The following is a 14,238-nucleotide window of genomic DNA, read 5'->3' as shown; positions in this document are numbered from 1 at the left end:
TAGTGACCCTGCTCCAGTGTCACCGATCCGGCGCAATACGCCAAAACGTACGGCGAGTCCAAACTCCTGCGTGTCGCAGGGTCGGGCGGCGCGTCAGGACGTGGTCCGCGGACGCACCTCGCGACGCAGGATCTTGCCGGTGGGACCCTTCGGCAGCTCGTCGAGCGACCAGATGCGGCGGGGGTACTTGTAGGCCGCCAGGCGCTCCTTGACGTACGTCTGGACGTCCTCGAGGGTCGCCGTCGAGCCGGGCCGCAGCACCACGGCGGCACCGACCTCCTCGCCCATGAGGTCGTCGGGGACACCCACGACCGCGGCCTCGAGCACGTCGGGGTGCGTGTAGAGGACCTCCTCGACCTCGCGCGGGTAGACGTTCAGGCCGCCGCGGATGATCATGTCCTTCTTGCGGTCCACGATCGTGTAATAGCCCTCGTCGTCGACGGTGGCGAGGTCGCCCGAGCGGAACCACCCGTCAGGGATGGCCTCCTTCGTGGACTCGGGCCGGTTCCAGTAGCCCTTCATGATGTTCTCGCCGCGGATCGCGATCTCGCCGATCTCGCCCGCCGGGGTGTCGTTGCCCTCGAGGTCGACGAGCTTCATCTCGCAGCCCGGGATGGCCCGGCCGATGGTGCCCGGCTTCGTCGGCTTGTCGGGCATGTTGAACGAGGCGACGGGGGAGGTCTCGGACAGGCCGTAGCCCTCGAGGATCTGGCAGTGGAACTTCTCCTCGAACGCCTTCATCACGGCCTCGGGCATCGCCGAGCCGCCCGAGGCGCACGTGCGCAGGCTGCTCGTGTCGGCCTCGTCGGCGTTCGGGTGGTTGAGGATCGCGGCATACATCGTCGGGACGCCCTGGAAGATCGTCACGTGGTCGCGACCGAGGACCTCGATGGCCTTGGCCGGGTCGAACCGGGGGATGAGCGTCAGGGTGGCGCCGCGCTGGACCGACGTGTTGAGCCCGCACGTGAGGCCGAAGACGTGGAAGAGGGGCAGGCAGCCCATGATGACGTCGTCCTCGGTGATCTCCATGATGTCGGTGGCCGAGCGCTCCGCGTTGCGGTGAAGGTTGAAGTGCGTCAGCTCGGCGCCCTTGGGCTTGCCGGTGGTGCCGCTCGTGTAGAGGATCACGGCGGTGTCGTCGTCGGCGCGCTCGACCGGCTCGAGCACCGGGGCGCCCGCCGTCTCGGACGCGTCGAACTGGCCGTCGGCCGGCCCCATCGGACCGCACACGACCAGCCGGGTCCCGGTCTCGGCCGCAGCCTTCCCGGCCTCGTCGGCGAAGTCCGGCCACACGAAGCTGAAGCGGGCGCCGCTGTCCTCGTAGAAGTACTGGATCTCGCCCGACTTGAGCAGCGGGTTCATCGGCACGACGACGCCGCCCGCGAGCAGGGTGCCGTAGAAGGCGACGGGGTATGCCGGCACGTTGGGGAGGATGAGTGACACCCGGTCGCCGGGCTCGAGTCCCGCCGCACGCAGCTGGCCGGCCACGGCCGCCGCAGCGCGGTGCAGCGCCGACCACGACAGCTCGACCTGGTCGAGCTTGATGCCCACCTTGTCGGGGACGCGTGCCGCGGTGGCGGTGAGGTTGGCGGCGAGGTTGGTCATCTCTGCTCCTTCGCAGGGGGCGGGCTCCGGCCCATTGTCACTGCTGGGTCGCCCGGTGAACAGACCCGCCGCCACGTGAGGAGTGTCATCGGGCGGGTGACCGTCGGAGCCGGCTGGCAGGATGAGCGCGTGAGCGAGAGCAGCGGCCCCACGCCCGTCACCGACGACGTCCCGACCGAGGTCCACCAGGAGTGGGCCGAGCTCGCCGAGCAGGCCGCGACGGCCCAGTTCGCCTACCACGTCAAGGATGCGCCGACCATCAGCGACGGTGAGTACGACGCGCTGATCCGCCGGCTCAACGCCATCGAGGACGAGCACCCCTCGCTGCGCACGCCCGAGAGCCCGACCCAGAACGTCGGGGGTGCGTCGTTCGCGACCGGCTTCGAGACGGTCGACCACGTCGAGCGGATGCTGAGCCTCGACAACGCCTTCTCCTTCGAGGAGCTGCAGACGTGGGCCGAGCGCGTCGAGCGCGAGGTCGGCGACGGCGCCCACTTCCTCACCGAGCTGAAGATCGACGGCCTCGCCATCAACCTGCTCTACGAGAAGGGCCGCCTCGTGCGCGCCCTGACCCGCGGCGACGGCCGCACCGGCGAGGACGTCACCAACAACGTCCGCACCATCGAGGGCATCCCCGAGCGGCTCGCGGGCGACGACGTGCCCGACCTCGTCGAGATCCGCGGGGAGGTGTTCTTCCCGACGGCGGCGTTCGCCGACCTCAACGCGGGCCTCGTCGAGGCGGGCAAGGCCCCCTTCGCCAACCCCCGCAACGCCGCTGCCGGCTCGCTGCGCCAGAAGGACCCCAAGGTCACCGCCACCCGGCCGCTGCGCATGCTCGTCCACGGCATCGGAGCGCGCCGCGGCTTCGACATCGAGCGCCAGAGCGAGGGGTATGCCGCCCTCCGCGCCTGGGGTCTGCCCACCTCCGACGAGGTGCGCGTCCTGCCCGACATCGCCGCAGTGCAGGAGTTCGTGACCTTCCACGGCGAGCATCGCCACGACCGGGCCCACGACATCGACGGCATCGTCGTCAAGGTCGACGAGGTGGCCCTCCAGCGCCAGCTGGGCGCCACGTCGAGGGCGCCGCGGTGGGCCATCGCCTTCAAGTACCCGCCCGAGGAGGTCAACACCAAGCTCCTCGACATCCGCGTCAACGTCGGTCGCACGGGCCGGGTGACGCCCTACGGCGTCATGGAGCCCGTCGTCGTCGCCGGGTCCACGGTCGAGCAGGCGACGCTGCACAACGCGTACGAGGTCGAGCGCAAGGGTGTGCTCATCGGCGACACGGTCGTGCTGCGCAAGGCGGGCGACGTCATCCCCGAGATCGTCGGCCCCGTCGTCGACCTGCGCGACGGCACCGAGCACGCCTTCGTCATGCCGACCGACTGCCCCGCCTGCGGCACGCCGCTCGCCCCCGAGAAGGAGGGCGACAAGGACATCCGCTGCCCCAACACTCGTTCGTGCCCGAGCCAGCTGCGCGAGCGGGTCTTCGCGCTCGCCGCACGCGGCGGTCTCGACATCGAGGCCCTCGGCTGGGAGGGCTCGATCGCGCTGCTCGAGTCGGGCGTCATCACCGACGAGGGCGACCTCTTCGCCCCGGCCCCCGACAGCCCCCACGCGGGGGAGTACGGCCTCACCCGCGAGAAGCTCGCGCAGGTCCCGCTCTACACCAGGGCCGCCAAGAAGACCGACCCGGACGAGGCCGTCCTCGACGGGCGCGTGCTCTCTGCGGGTGGCGACAAGCTGCTCGCCGAGCTCGAGAAGGCCAAGACCCAGCCGCTGTGGCGGGTCGTCGTGGCCCTCTCCATCCGGCACGTGGGACCCACGGCGGCCCGGGCGCTGGCCACCCACTTCGGCTCGATGGAGGCGATCCGGTCGGCGTCGACCGAGGAGCTCGCCCAGGCCGAAGGTGTCGGCGGGGTCATCGCCGAGGCCGTCACCGCGTGGTTCGAGGTCGACTGGCACCAGGAGATCGTGCGCAAGTGGGCCGACGCCGGGGTCCGGATGGCCGACGAGGTCGACGAATCCGTCGAGCGGACGCTCGAGGGCAAGACCGTCGTCGTCACCGGCTCGCTCGAGGGCTTCTCCCGTGACGAGACGAAGGAAGCCATCATCAGCCGAGGCGGCAAGGCCTCCGGCTCGGTGTCGAAGAAGACCGACTTCGTCGTCATCGGGGCCAACGCGGGCTCCAAGGCGGCCAAGGCCGAGGAGCTGGGGCTGACGATCCTCGACGAGGACGGCTTCCGCCGCCTGCTCGAGACGGGCGCGGCCGACTGACCCATCCGACCCCGTCGGACCTGATCGCCCCCGTCGAGCCCGCGTGACCGCACCCGCGACCGCCCGGTCCGGAGGCTGGCACGCATGTGTCGCGAGCCCACAGAACCGCCTCAGGTGTGTGGGTCCCCACCGTCCTTTCGGCGTGCAGCCCTCCTAGGCTTTGCCGAAGTTTCCCGGACTTTCCGGAGTCGTCGCCCGCCCGTCACACCGACCGGCGCGGCCCGACACCACGCTCACCCGAGCGCGACGCACGAGGAGGTGCAGGTCTTGACGGGTACCCCGTTGCTCGAGACCAGGGCCCTGACCAAGGAGTTCCGTGGCTTCCGGGCCGTCTCGGAGGTCGACCTGACGGTCGCCCGCGGCACCGTCCACGCGCTCGTCGGACCCAACGGTGCGGGCAAGACCACGCTCTTCAACCTGCTCACCGGCTTCCTGACCCCGACGTCCGGCGCCGTGCTCTTCGACGGTGAGGACATCACCGGCAAGGCCCCGGAGCAGATCGCACCGCTCGGCATCGCGCGCTCCTTCCAGATCACGAGCCTCTTCGAGGCGATGACCCTGCGCGAGCACCTCGAGCTGGCCCTCGCCAGCCCGACCGGCATGGGCAAGCAGTGGTGGCGCTCGGTCACCCGCATGGCCACGTTCAAGGACCGCGCCATGGAGCTGCTCGAGCAGGTCGGCCTCGCCGACCGGGCCGGCGCACCCGCCTCGTCGCTGGCCTACGGCCAGAAGCGCGCGCTCGAGCTCGCGATCGCCATGGCACTCGACCCCAAGCTGCTGCTCCTCGACGAGCCGACGGCCGGCATGGGCATCGAGGACGTCGACCGCACCATCGCCCTCGTCAAGCAGCTCGCCGAGGGCCGCACCGTGGTCTTCGTCGACCACAACATGCACGTCGTCGGATCGCTCGCCGACCGCGTCACCGTGCTCCAGTCGGGGCAGGTGCTCGCGGAGGGACCCTACGAGCAGGTGCGCGCCGACGAGCGGGTCATCACGGCATACCTCGGAGCAGCCCATGAGTGACGACACGACGGCCACGACGACGACGGAGCAGCCTGCGCCCGACCGCGCCGGTGCGCCGGAGGCCGGGAGCCCCGGGCCTGGCGCCGCACGGATGCTCGAGGTGTCCGGGCTCTCCGCCTGGTACGGCGAGGCCCGCGTCCTCACCGAGGTCAGCATCGACGTGGCCCCCGGTGAGGTCGTCACCCTCGTCGGGCGCAACGGAGCCGGCAAGACGACCCTGCTGCGCTCGGTCATGGGCCTGCACCGGCAGATCGAGGGCACGATGACCCTGGACGGCGCCGACCTCGCCAAGCGGTCGGCCGACGCCCGGGCCCGCGCGGGCATCGGCTGGGTCCCCGACGACCGCGGCATCTACGCGAGCCTCACCGTCGCCGAGAACCTCCTGCTCCCGCCGGTCGTCCACGCGGACGCGTGGCCGCTCGAGCGGGTCTACGAGTTCTTCCCCGTGCTCCACGAACGCCGCGACTTCCCCGGCACGAAGCTCTCGGGCGGCGAGCAGCAGATGCTCGCGATGGCCCGGGTGCTGCGGATGGGTTCACGGCTGCTGCTGCTCGACGAGCCGAGCGAGGGCCTGGCCCCCGTCATCGTCCAGCGCATCGGCGAGATCATCCGCGAGATCAAGGGCCAGGGGGTCGCCGTCCTCCTCGTCGAGCAGAACGTCACGTTCGCCTCGACGGTCGCCGACCGGCACTACCTGCTCGCGCAGGGCAAGGTCGTCGAGCACCTCGGCAACGAGGACTTCCGCGCTCGCGAGGGCGAGCTGCTCACCTACCTCGGGATGTAGCACCCACCCGTCGCTCGGCGTCAGGCGCCCGGGCGCAGCCGGCTCCGTCGTCACGACGCCCTCGCGTCACCTCGTCACACCGCACACACCGCACCCACCGTGGCACCCCGTCACACCCGCACCACACGTCACCACTCGTCACAACCCCAGGAGGGGACATGCGTAGCAGGACAGTCCAGGGCACCGTCGCCATCGCCGCGACCGCGTCGCTCGCGCTCGCCGCGTGCGGAGGGGCCGGCGGCCCCCAGTCCGGCGGCTCGAGCAAGCTCAGCGACGACAAGCTCGTCATCGGCCTGCTCAACGACCAGTCGGGCGTCTACAAGGACCTGTCCGGTCCCAACAGCAAGGTCGCCATCGAGATGGCGATCGAGGACTACAAGGCCAAGTACGGCGACAAGGCCGTGGCCAAGGACATCGAGGTCGTCACGGCCGACCACCAGAACAAGGCCGACATCGCCAACTCCAAGGCGCAGGAGATGTACGACCGCCAGAAGGCCGACATCATCCTCGACGTGCCGAACTCGGCCGCCGCGCTCGCCGTCGCCACGCAGGCCAAGAACAAGAAGAAGCTCTACATCAACATCGGCGCCGGCACGACGGCGCTGACGGGCGCGAGCTGCAACAAGTACACCTTCCACTGGGCGTACAACACGAGCGTCCTGGCGCGCGGCACGGCCGGGACGATCACCAAGGCCGGCGGCAAGAAGTGGAACATCGTCTACCCCGACTACGCCTTCGGCCAGGACATGAACAAGTCCTTCACCAAGGAGATCACCGCCGCGGGCGGCACCGTCGGCCAGTCGATCGCCTCGCCCTTCCCGAGCGACAACTTCGCCACCTTCATCACCAAGGCCGGCGAGGGCGACCCCGACGTCATCGGCTCGATGCACGCCGGTGGCGACCTCATCAACTTCGTCAAGCAGTTCAACCAGAGCTCGCTCAAGGGCAAGGTCCAGCTCGCGGTCGGCCTGATGTTCATCACGGACATCCACTCGCTCGGCGTCGACCAGTTCGCCGGTACCCAGTTCACCGACGCCTGGTACTGGAACTTCGACGCGCAGAACAAGAAGTGGGCCGACCGCTTCAAGGAGAAGACGAACACCCGTCCGTCGTTCGCCCACGCCGCCAACTACTCGGCCGCGATGAACTACCTCGAGGCCGTCCAGGAGGCCGGCACGGACGACGCCGACACCATCGTCGGCAAGCTCGAGGGCAAGAAGATCAACGACGTCTTCCTGCGCAACGGCGAGATCCGCAAGGCCGACCACGCCGTCATCCACGACGTCTACCTCGCCAAGGTCAAGAGCTCCGCCCCGGAGGAGTGGGACTACGAGGACATCGAGAAGACGATCCCGGCCGCCGAGGCCTACGGCGAGGCCAACCCCGCCTGCTCGATGAGCTGACACCCGGTGCGTATGCCGTCCGGTCGCGTCCCACGCGGCCGCGCCGGACGGCATACGGCACAGCGCGACTGTCGAGGCAGCCGCACCCAGCCCGATCGACCGCGAACCGAGCGAGAGACATGAGCGAATTCATCCAGTACACCCTCCAGGGGCTCGCCGCCGGGGGCTTCTACGCGCTCTCCGCGCTGGGCCTCGCCGTCATCTTCGGCGTCCTCGGGGTCGTCAACTTCTCCCACGGCGCCTGCTACATGCTCGGCGCCGTCCTGTCCGCCGTCCTGCTCGCCGAGCTGAACGTCGGTTTCTGGGCCGCGCTCGTCATCGTGCCGATCGTCATGTTCGGGTTCGGCGTGCTCATGGAGCGCCTGCTCGTGCGCTGGTTGCTCGAGCTCGACCCGCTCTACAACTTCCTGCTCACGTTCGGCCTCACGCTCGTGATCGTCGAGGCGGTCAAGCAGCGCTACGGCGTCTCGGGCCTGCCCTACCAGGTGCCCGCCGGACTCGGGGGCCAGGTCTCCGTCGGCTCGGTCAACCTCTCGGTCTACGCGATCTTCGCCTGTCTCTTCTCGGTCGTGGTCTGCGTGGCGGTCGGGCTGCTGCTGACGAAGACGCGCATCGGCATGATCGTGCGCGCCGCCACCGAGGCACCCGACCGGACGCGGGCCCTCGGCATCAACGTCGGGCTCTGGGTCACGCCCGTCTTCGGCTTCGGCATCGCCCTCGCCGGCCTCGCAGGGGTGCTGGCCGCCCCGACGCGCGCCATCACCGCCGAGATGGGCAGCAACTTCATCATCATCCTGTTCGCCGTCGTCGTCATCGGAGGCCTCGGATCCATCCTCGGGGCGGTGGTCGCGGGCTTCCTCGTCGGACTCGTCGAGGCCTACGGCATCGCCTACGCCCCCACGTACGCCCAGATCGTCATCTTCGTGCTGATGGCGATCGTCGTTCTCGTCCGGCCCTCGGGGCTCTTCGGACGGGAGGAGGTCGCATGAGCGAGCAGATGACCACCAAGGTCGACGTCGACCTGGCCCAGCCCTCGATCCTGTCGCGGCGCAACCCGCTGCGCTACGTCATGCTCCTGGCCGGCCTCGCCGTGCTCGTGATGCTGCCGTACTGGATCTACCCGCCCGTCGCGATGGACATCCTCTGCTGGGGTCTCTTCGCGATCAGCGTCGACCTGCTCCTCGGCTTCACGGGGCTGCTCAGCTTCGGCCACGCCGCGTTCTGGGGCGGCTCGGCCTACTGCACGGGGCTCATCGCCACCCACTGGGGCGTGCCCTTCCCGGTCGCCGTCATCGGCGGTGCCGTCTTCGCGATGCTCATCGCCTGGCCGATCGGCTACCTCTCGGTGCGGCGGACCGGCATCTACTTCGCCATGGTCACCCTGGCCTTCGCGCAGATGCTCTACTTCATCGCCAACCAGGCGCGTGACCTCACGGGCGGCGAGAACGGCCTGCAGGGCATCCCGAGGAACTTCTTCGGCATCGAGGCGGTCGAGACCGACCCGTTCTACTTCTACTACGTCGGCGCCGCGATGATCCTCGTCGGGATCCTCGTCGCGTGGCGCGTCGTCAACTCGCCCTTCGGCCGGGTGCTGACGGCCGTGCGCGACAACCCGGCCCGGGCGCGAGCCCTCGGCTACGACGTCGAGCGCTACAAGATCACGGTGTTCATCATCTCGGCCGGGCTCGCCGGCCTCGCCGGCGGCGTCTTCGCCGTGAGCCACCAGTTCGCGTCGCTGCAGGAGCTGATGTGGACGACGTCGGGCAAGGTCGTGCTCATCACGGTCCTCGGCGGCATCGGGACGCTCTGGGGCGGCCTCGTCGGCGCCGGCGTCGTCGTGACGCTCGAGGACTATCTCGCGAGCTCCGGCTTCGAGGGCATCGGCCTCATCACCGGCACGATCTTCGTCGTCATCGTCCTGCTCTTCCGCCACGGCATCTGGGGCACGGCGCGCAACGTCCTGCGCCGCTACGTCCTCGAGAGGCGCGGCAGGCAGCGCGACTGAGAGACCTACCGGTTGGAGGTATCCGCGCGGCGGTTCCGTCGGCGCGGATACCTCGAACCGGTCAGGACCGAGGCGTCAGGATGCGGCGGCCGACGCGGCCCACCACGAGCCACGCCACCGCGCCGAGACCCCAGTTGGTGACGGTGTTCTTGACGACGGCGTTGTCGCCGCTGAACTGCTTGACGCCCGCGGTCCGGCTGAAGACGCCGAGGTCGGCCCAGTCGGCGGCGCGCAGCACGGCCGCCACGAGGGCGTTGCGTGTGTTGGCGTCCAGCACGACGAGGACGGCTCCGAGCAGGAGCGCCGTGGCGGCGAGCAGGCACGCGAACCAGACGATGTCGCCGAGCAGGGTGCGCACGCGCCTGATCCCGGCCCCGGTGAGGGTCGCGGCGCGGCGGGCTCCGGCCCGCACGTCGGGGGAGCGGCGCGCCCGAGGCGCGACCTCGGCCATCTCGGCCTTGGCGGAGGCCCGGTCGGCCGGTGCGTCGGTCGACGTCTCGGTCGCCGTCCCGGTCGCCGTCTCGTTCGCCGTCGGGGTGGGTGCTGGGCCGGCCGAGCCGGTGGGGGTCGGGTCGGCCGCTTCGGCCGCGGGGGCGGGAGGCGCTGGCACGTTCTCCCTGGGCGCGGTCGTCGTCGTGGTCGGGCTGGCCGGGCTCGTCATCGAGGGTTCTCCTTGGGTGGTTCGTGGATCCGCCGTGGTCAACGAGCGACACCCGCGGCAGGACACGCCTCGCGCCGGAGGACTTCGCGGCAGGGGCCACGCGATGCCGTGCACGGCCCGGACGCGTGGTCCGGGCCCGAGGGGCTGCCCCATAGACTGGCCCGCATGTCATCCCTGTCCCGCGACGACGTAGCCCACCTGGCCGGCCTCGCCCGGATCGAGCTCTCGGACGCCGAGCTCGACCGCATGGTGGGTGAGCTCGGAGTCATCCTCGAGTCCGTGGCCAAGGTCCAGCAGGCCCCGACCGACGGCGTCGCCCCGATGTCGCACCCGATGCCGCTCACCAACGTGACCCGCCCCGACGTGGTGCGCCCCAGCCTCGGCGCGGACGCCGTGCTGGCCGGGGCGCCCGAGTCCGAGCAGCAGCGCTTCTCGGTGCCGCGCATCCTCGACGAGGACTGAGCAACCCCTGAAGCCTGCGTATGCCGCCTCGCCGAGCACCCGGCATACGCCCCGCCCGTGACGGGCACCACGAAAACTCCTGTCGCAGCTACGAACCGAAGGCACTGACGTGACCGACCTGCCAACTGACCTGACGAGGGCCACCGCCGCCGACCTGGCCGGCGCGCTCGCGAGCGGGGCCATCAGCTCCGTCGAGGTGACCCAGGCGCACCTCGACCGGATCGCCGCCGTCGACGGCCAGGTGCACTCCTACCTCCACGTCGACGAGGCCGGGGCGCTCGCCCAGGCCCGGTCGATCGACGACCGGCGTCGGGCCGGCGAGACCCTCGGCGCTCTCGCCGGGGTGCCGATCGCCGTCAAGGACGTCATGACGACGAAGGGCCTGCCGACGACGTGCGGCAGCAAGATCCTCGAGGGGTGGATCCCGCCCTACGACGCGACCGTCGTGTCGAAGCTGCGCGAGGCCGGCCTGCCGATCCTCGGCAAGACGAACATGGACGAGTTCGCGATGGGCTCCTCGACCGAGCACTCGGCCTACGGGCCGTCGCACAACCCGTGGGACCTCGACCGGATCCCCGGTGGCTCGGGTGGTGGCTCGAGCTCGGTGCTCGCCTCCTTCCAGGCACCGCTCGCGACCGGCACCGACACCGGCGGCTCGATCCGCCAGCCCGCCGCCGTCACGGCCACGGTCGGCACCAAGCCGACCTACGGCGGCGTCTCGCGCTACGGCCTCGTGGCGCTCGCGAGCTCGCTCGACCAGGCCGGCCCGTGCGGTCGCACGGTCCTCGACACCGCCCTGCTCCACGCCGTCATGGGTGGGCACGACCCGATGGACTCGACCTCCATCGACGCGCCGGTCCCGCCGGTCGTCGAGGCCGCCCGCGCCGCCAGCGTCAAGGGGATGCGCGTCGGCGTCGTCAAGGAGCTCGGCGGCGAGGGTTACCAGCCCGGTGTGCGCGCCCGCTTCGACGAGTCCGTCGCCCTGCTCGAGGAGCTCGGTGCCGAGGTCGTCGAGGTGAGCTGCCCGAACTTCGAGTACGCCCTCGCGGCCTACTACCTCATCCTCCCGAGCGAGGCGTCGAGCAACCTCGCCAAGTTCGACGCGATGCGCTACGGCATGCGCGTGCTGCCCGAGGGCATCGACGCGCCGAGCGCCGAGCAGGTCATGGCCGCGACGCGCGACGCGGGCTTCGGCCCCGAGGTCAAGCGCCGCATCATCCTCGGCACCTACGCCCTCAGCTCCGGCTACTACGACGCCTACTACGGCTCGGCGCAGAAGGTCCGCGCGCTCATCGCGCAGGACTTCGACAACGCGTACGCCCAGGTCGACGTGCTCGTCAGCCCGACGGCGCCGACGACGGCGTTCAAGCTCGGCGACAAGCTCGAGGACCCGATGGCCATGTACCTCAACGACATCGCCACCATCCCGGCCAACCTCGCCGGCGTCCCCGGTATGTCGATCCCATCGGGTCTCGCCGACGAGGACGGCCTGCCCGCGGGGATCCAGATCCTCGCGCCGGCCACCAAGGACGAGCGTCTCTACTCCGTCGGTGCCGCCCTCGAGGCCGCGCTCGTCGACCGCTGGGGCGGTCCGATCCTCGACCGCGCGCCCGTGCTGGGCGCCGCTGCTGCGAAGGGAGCCTGACATGACCACCGTCGCGACCGATGCCGTCATGGACTACGACGAGGCCATGACGAAGTTCGACCCCGTGATGGGTCTCGAGGTCCACGTCGAGCTGCACACGGCCACGAAGATGTTCTGCGGCTGCCCGACCGAGTTCGGCGCCGAGCCCAACTCGCAGGTCTGCCCGGTGTGCCTCGGCCTGCCCGGCGCCCTGCCCGTCGTCAACGAGAAGGCCGTCGAGTCGGCCATCCGCATCGGCCTGGCGCTCAACTGCGAGATCGCCGAGTGGTGCCGCTTCGCCCGGAAGAACTACTTCTACCCGGACATGCCGAAGAACTTCCAGACGTCGCAGTACGACGAGCCGATCGCCTTCGAGGGCCACCTCGACGTCGAGCTCGAGGACGGCAGCGTCTACCGCGTCGAGATCGAGCGCGCGCACATGGAGGAGGACACCGGCAAGTCGCTGCACATCGGCGGCGCGACCGGTCGCATCCACGGCGCCGACCACTCGCTCGTCGACTACAACCGCGCCGGCATCCCGCTCATCGAGATCGTCACCAAGCCCATGGTGGGGGCGGGGGAGCGCGCGCCCGAGGTGGCCAAGGCGTACGTCTCCGCACTGCGCGACCTGCTGCGCGCGCTCGACGTCAGCGACGTCAAGATGGAGCAGGGCTCGATGCGCTGCGACGCCAACGTGTCGCTGCGCCCGCGCGTCGGTGAGCCGCTCGACGAGGCCCAGCTCGAGGTGCCACTCGGCACGCGCACCGAGACCAAGAACGTCAACTCGCTCCGCTCCGTCGAGCGGGCCGTGCGCTACGAGATCTCGCGGCATGCGGCGATCCTCGAGGGCGGCGGCCCGATCCTCCAGGAGACCCGGCACTGGCACGAGGACACCGGCATCACGACGTCCGGTCGCGTCAAGTCCGACGCGGAGGACTACCGCTACTTCCCCGAGCCCGACCTCGTGCCGGTCGCGCCGACGCGCGAGACCGTCGAGACCCTCCGGGGCACCCTGCCGGAGCCTCCCGGACTCCGTCGCAAGCGGCTCCAGTCCGACTGGGGCTACAGCGATCTCGAGATGCGCGACGTCGTCAACGCCGGAGCGGTCGAGCTCATCGAGGAGACCGTCGCTGCCGGCGCGAGCGCCGGCGCCGCGAAGAAGTGGTGGCTCGGTGAGCCGTCACGGCGCGCCAACGCCGAGGGTCAGGACATCGTCACGTACGCCGCCGGGCTGGGTCTGACGCCCGCGCACATCGCCGAGCTCGACGGGCTCGTCGCAGCGGGGCGCCTCAACGACTCGATGGCGCGGCAGGTGCTCGACGGCGTGCTCGCCGGCGAGGGCACCCCGACGGCCGTCGCTGACGCCCGCGGGCTCGAGCTCGTCCAGGACGACGGTGCGCTCGAGGCCGCCGTCGACAAGGTCATCGTGGCCAACCCCGACCTCGCGGCCAAGATCCGCGACGGCAAGGTGGCGGCCGCGGGCGCGCTCATCGGCCAGGTCATGAAGGAGATGAAGGGTCAGGCCGACGCCGGCAAGGCCCGCGAGCTCATCCTCGCCAAGCTCCAGTAACCCGCTCCACCCGTCGAAGGGCCACGTTCCGGCCGGTCCCAGAGGTCCGTGACCTCGGGGAGGCCCGGGACGTGGCCTTTCGACGGTGACGAGGGCGTCGGCGCAGGGTCAGCGCTTGCCGCCGCCGAGGAGACCACCGAGCAGGCCGCCGAGGATGTCACCGGCGCCGCCGCCGGCGCCGGACGAGCCGGAGCCGCCACCGAGCACCTGGCCGAGGATGTCCTGGAGCGGGTTCGAGCCGCCGGACGCGGCACCCGTCGACGTCGCGCTGCCCGGGGCCTGGACCGGCCCGCTGTCGGCTCCCACGCCGCCGGGGAAGAGCGGGCCGCCGTCGGTCGACCCGCCGCCCGACGGGGCCGTCGTGCCGGTCGAGCCCGACCCGCCGCCGAGCATCCCGCCCAGGCCGCCCTGGCCCATCTTGTTGGCGAGCCACGACATGACGATCGGGGCGAGGATCGGCAGCAGCTTCTGCACGAGGCTGCCGGACGACCCGCCGAGCCCGCCGAGCTGGTTGACCACCTGGTCGGTGCTGCCGCCGAAGATGTTGCCGACGATGGCCTTCCCGTCCTGCTCGTCGACGTCGTCGAGGCCGTTGATCGTGCCCTGGTGGTCCGAGAGGGCCGTGAGCAGCGAGTCGGCACCGGCGGGGTCCGAGGCGTTGGCCTGGAGCCCGCCGAGCAGGGCTGGCAGCGCACTCTCCGCCGCCTGGCGGACCTCGTCACTCCCGACCCCGAGCTGGCCTGCCAGCTGGTCGATCGGTACCTGGTCGAGGATCTCGTCGTACGAACCCATGGGTGCCCCTCCTGCTCGTGGGTGGCGCCGGT

The 14,238-nt window shown here is 70.7% G+C and carries 12 protein-coding genes; 9 read left to right on the top strand and 3 right to left on the bottom strand.

All coding sequences use genetic code 11. The features are described 5' to 3' along the window. Positions 1-93: 93 nt before the first annotated feature. Positions 94-1,605: a long-chain-fatty-acid--CoA ligase gene (locus tag AC1DW8_RS09355; protein ID WP_478093525.1), complete on the bottom strand. Its 1,512-nt coding sequence runs from the start codon at positions 1,603-1,605 to the stop codon at positions 94-96. A gap of 129 nt (positions 1,606-1,734) precedes the next feature. Here AC1DW8_RS09355 and ligA point away from each other — a divergent pair, with 129 nt between their 5' ends. From ligA to AC1DW8_RS09325, 6 genes are all read left to right on the top strand, one after another. Beyond that, positions 1,735-3,882: an NAD-dependent DNA ligase LigA gene (gene ligA / locus AC1DW8_RS09350; RefSeq protein ID WP_478093523.1), complete on the top strand. Its 2,148-nt coding sequence runs from the start codon at positions 1,735-1,737 to the stop codon at positions 3,880-3,882. 258 nt (positions 3,883-4,140) lie between these two features. Further along, positions 4,141-4,905 (top strand): ABC transporter ATP-binding protein, encoded by a 765-nt coding sequence (locus tag AC1DW8_RS09345; RefSeq protein ID WP_235508594.1) that lies wholly within the window; start codon positions 4,141-4,143, stop codon positions 4,903-4,905. Then, a complete protein-coding gene (locus AC1DW8_RS09340) occupies positions 4,898-5,689 on the top strand; it encodes an ABC transporter ATP-binding protein (RefSeq protein WP_200959017.1) in 792 nt (263 codons plus the stop codon). The genes AC1DW8_RS09345 and AC1DW8_RS09340 overlap by 8 nt, the downstream gene beginning before the upstream one ends. Before the next feature lie 158 nt (positions 5,690-5,847). After that, positions 5,848-7,092 (top strand): ABC transporter substrate-binding protein, encoded by a 1,245-nt coding sequence (locus AC1DW8_RS09335; protein ID WP_478093519.1) that lies wholly within the window; start codon positions 5,848-5,850, stop codon positions 7,090-7,092. Positions 7,093-7,211: 119 nt separating this feature from the next. After that, a complete protein-coding gene (locus AC1DW8_RS09330) occupies positions 7,212-8,081 on the top strand; it encodes a branched-chain amino acid ABC transporter permease (protein ID WP_478093516.1) in 870 nt (289 codons plus the stop codon). Further along, a complete protein-coding gene (locus AC1DW8_RS09325) occupies positions 8,078-9,097 on the top strand; it encodes a branched-chain amino acid ABC transporter permease (protein WP_478093513.1) in 1,020 nt (339 codons plus the stop codon). Before AC1DW8_RS09330 ends, AC1DW8_RS09325 begins: the two co-directional genes overlap by 4 nt. 61 nt (positions 9,098-9,158) lie before the next feature. On the opposite strand, the gene AC1DW8_RS09320 is transcribed toward AC1DW8_RS09325, so the two are convergent. Beyond that, positions 9,159-9,758: a hypothetical protein gene (locus tag AC1DW8_RS09320; RefSeq protein WP_478093511.1), complete on the bottom strand. Its 600-nt coding sequence runs from the start codon at positions 9,756-9,758 to the stop codon at positions 9,159-9,161. 165 nt (positions 9,759-9,923) lie between these two features. Here AC1DW8_RS09320 and gatC point away from each other — a divergent pair, with 165 nt between their 5' ends. The 3 genes from gatC to gatB all read left to right on the top strand — a co-directional run bounded on the left by gatC (position 9,924) and on the right by gatB (position 13,414). Continuing rightward, a complete protein-coding gene (gene gatC, locus AC1DW8_RS09315) occupies positions 9,924-10,220 on the top strand; it encodes an Asp-tRNA(Asn)/Glu-tRNA(Gln) amidotransferase subunit GatC (protein WP_442274940.1) in 297 nt (98 codons plus the stop codon). Between the two features lie 118 nt (positions 10,221-10,338). Then, positions 10,339-11,865, top strand: a complete 1,527-nt coding sequence (gene gatA, locus AC1DW8_RS09310) for an Asp-tRNA(Asn)/Glu-tRNA(Gln) amidotransferase subunit GatA (protein ID WP_056825636.1) — start codon at positions 10,339-10,341, stop codon at positions 11,863-11,865. A gap of 1 nt (position 11,866) precedes the next feature. Further along, a complete protein-coding gene (gene gatB, locus AC1DW8_RS09305) occupies positions 11,867-13,414 on the top strand; it encodes an Asp-tRNA(Asn)/Glu-tRNA(Gln) amidotransferase subunit GatB (protein WP_478093508.1) in 1,548 nt (515 codons plus the stop codon). Between the two features lie 108 nt (positions 13,415-13,522). Here gatB and AC1DW8_RS09300 read toward each other — a convergent pair whose 3' ends face one another. After that, entirely contained in the window at positions 13,523-14,206 is a 684-nt protein-coding gene (locus AC1DW8_RS09300) for a DUF937 domain-containing protein (RefSeq protein WP_478093505.1), read from the bottom strand. Positions 14,207-14,238: the final 32 nt, after the last annotated feature.

The sequence above is a fragment of the Terrabacter sp. P2_E3 genome, from assembly GCF_056403915.1.
Note: the sequence above shows the minus strand (reverse complement) of the source record. Positions and strands in the feature narration are given on the sequence as shown.

What these genes read in the sequence shown, in the direction of transcription:
- AC1DW8_RS09355 (WP_478093525.1), bottom strand. Translation starts at nt 1,605, where the DNA reads ATGACCAACCTCGCCGCCAACCTCACCGCCACCGCGGCACGCGTCCCC.
- AC1DW8_RS09340 (WP_200959017.1), top strand. Translation starts at nt 4,898, where the DNA reads ATGAGTGACGACACGACGGCCACGACGACGACGGAGCAGCCTGCGCCC.
- AC1DW8_RS09335 (WP_478093519.1), top strand. Translation starts at nt 5,848, where the DNA reads ATGCGTAGCAGGACAGTCCAGGGCACCGTCGCCATCGCCGCGACCGCG.
- AC1DW8_RS09330 (WP_478093516.1), top strand. Translation starts at nt 7,212, where the DNA reads ATGAGCGAATTCATCCAGTACACCCTCCAGGGGCTCGCCGCCGGGGGC.
- AC1DW8_RS09325 (WP_478093513.1), top strand. Translation starts at nt 8,078, where the DNA reads ATGAGCGAGCAGATGACCACCAAGGTCGACGTCGACCTGGCCCAGCCC.
- AC1DW8_RS09320 (WP_478093511.1), bottom strand. Translation starts at nt 9,758, where the DNA reads ATGACGAGCCCGGCCAGCCCGACCACGACGACGACCGCGCCCAGGGAG.
- gatC (WP_442274940.1), top strand. Translation starts at nt 9,924, where the DNA reads ATGTCATCCCTGTCCCGCGACGACGTAGCCCACCTGGCCGGCCTCGCC.
- gatB (WP_478093508.1), top strand. Translation starts at nt 11,867, where the DNA reads ATGACCACCGTCGCGACCGATGCCGTCATGGACTACGACGAGGCCATG.
- AC1DW8_RS09300 (WP_478093505.1), bottom strand. Translation starts at nt 14,206, where the DNA reads ATGGGTTCGTACGACGAGATCCTCGACCAGGTACCGATCGACCAGCTG.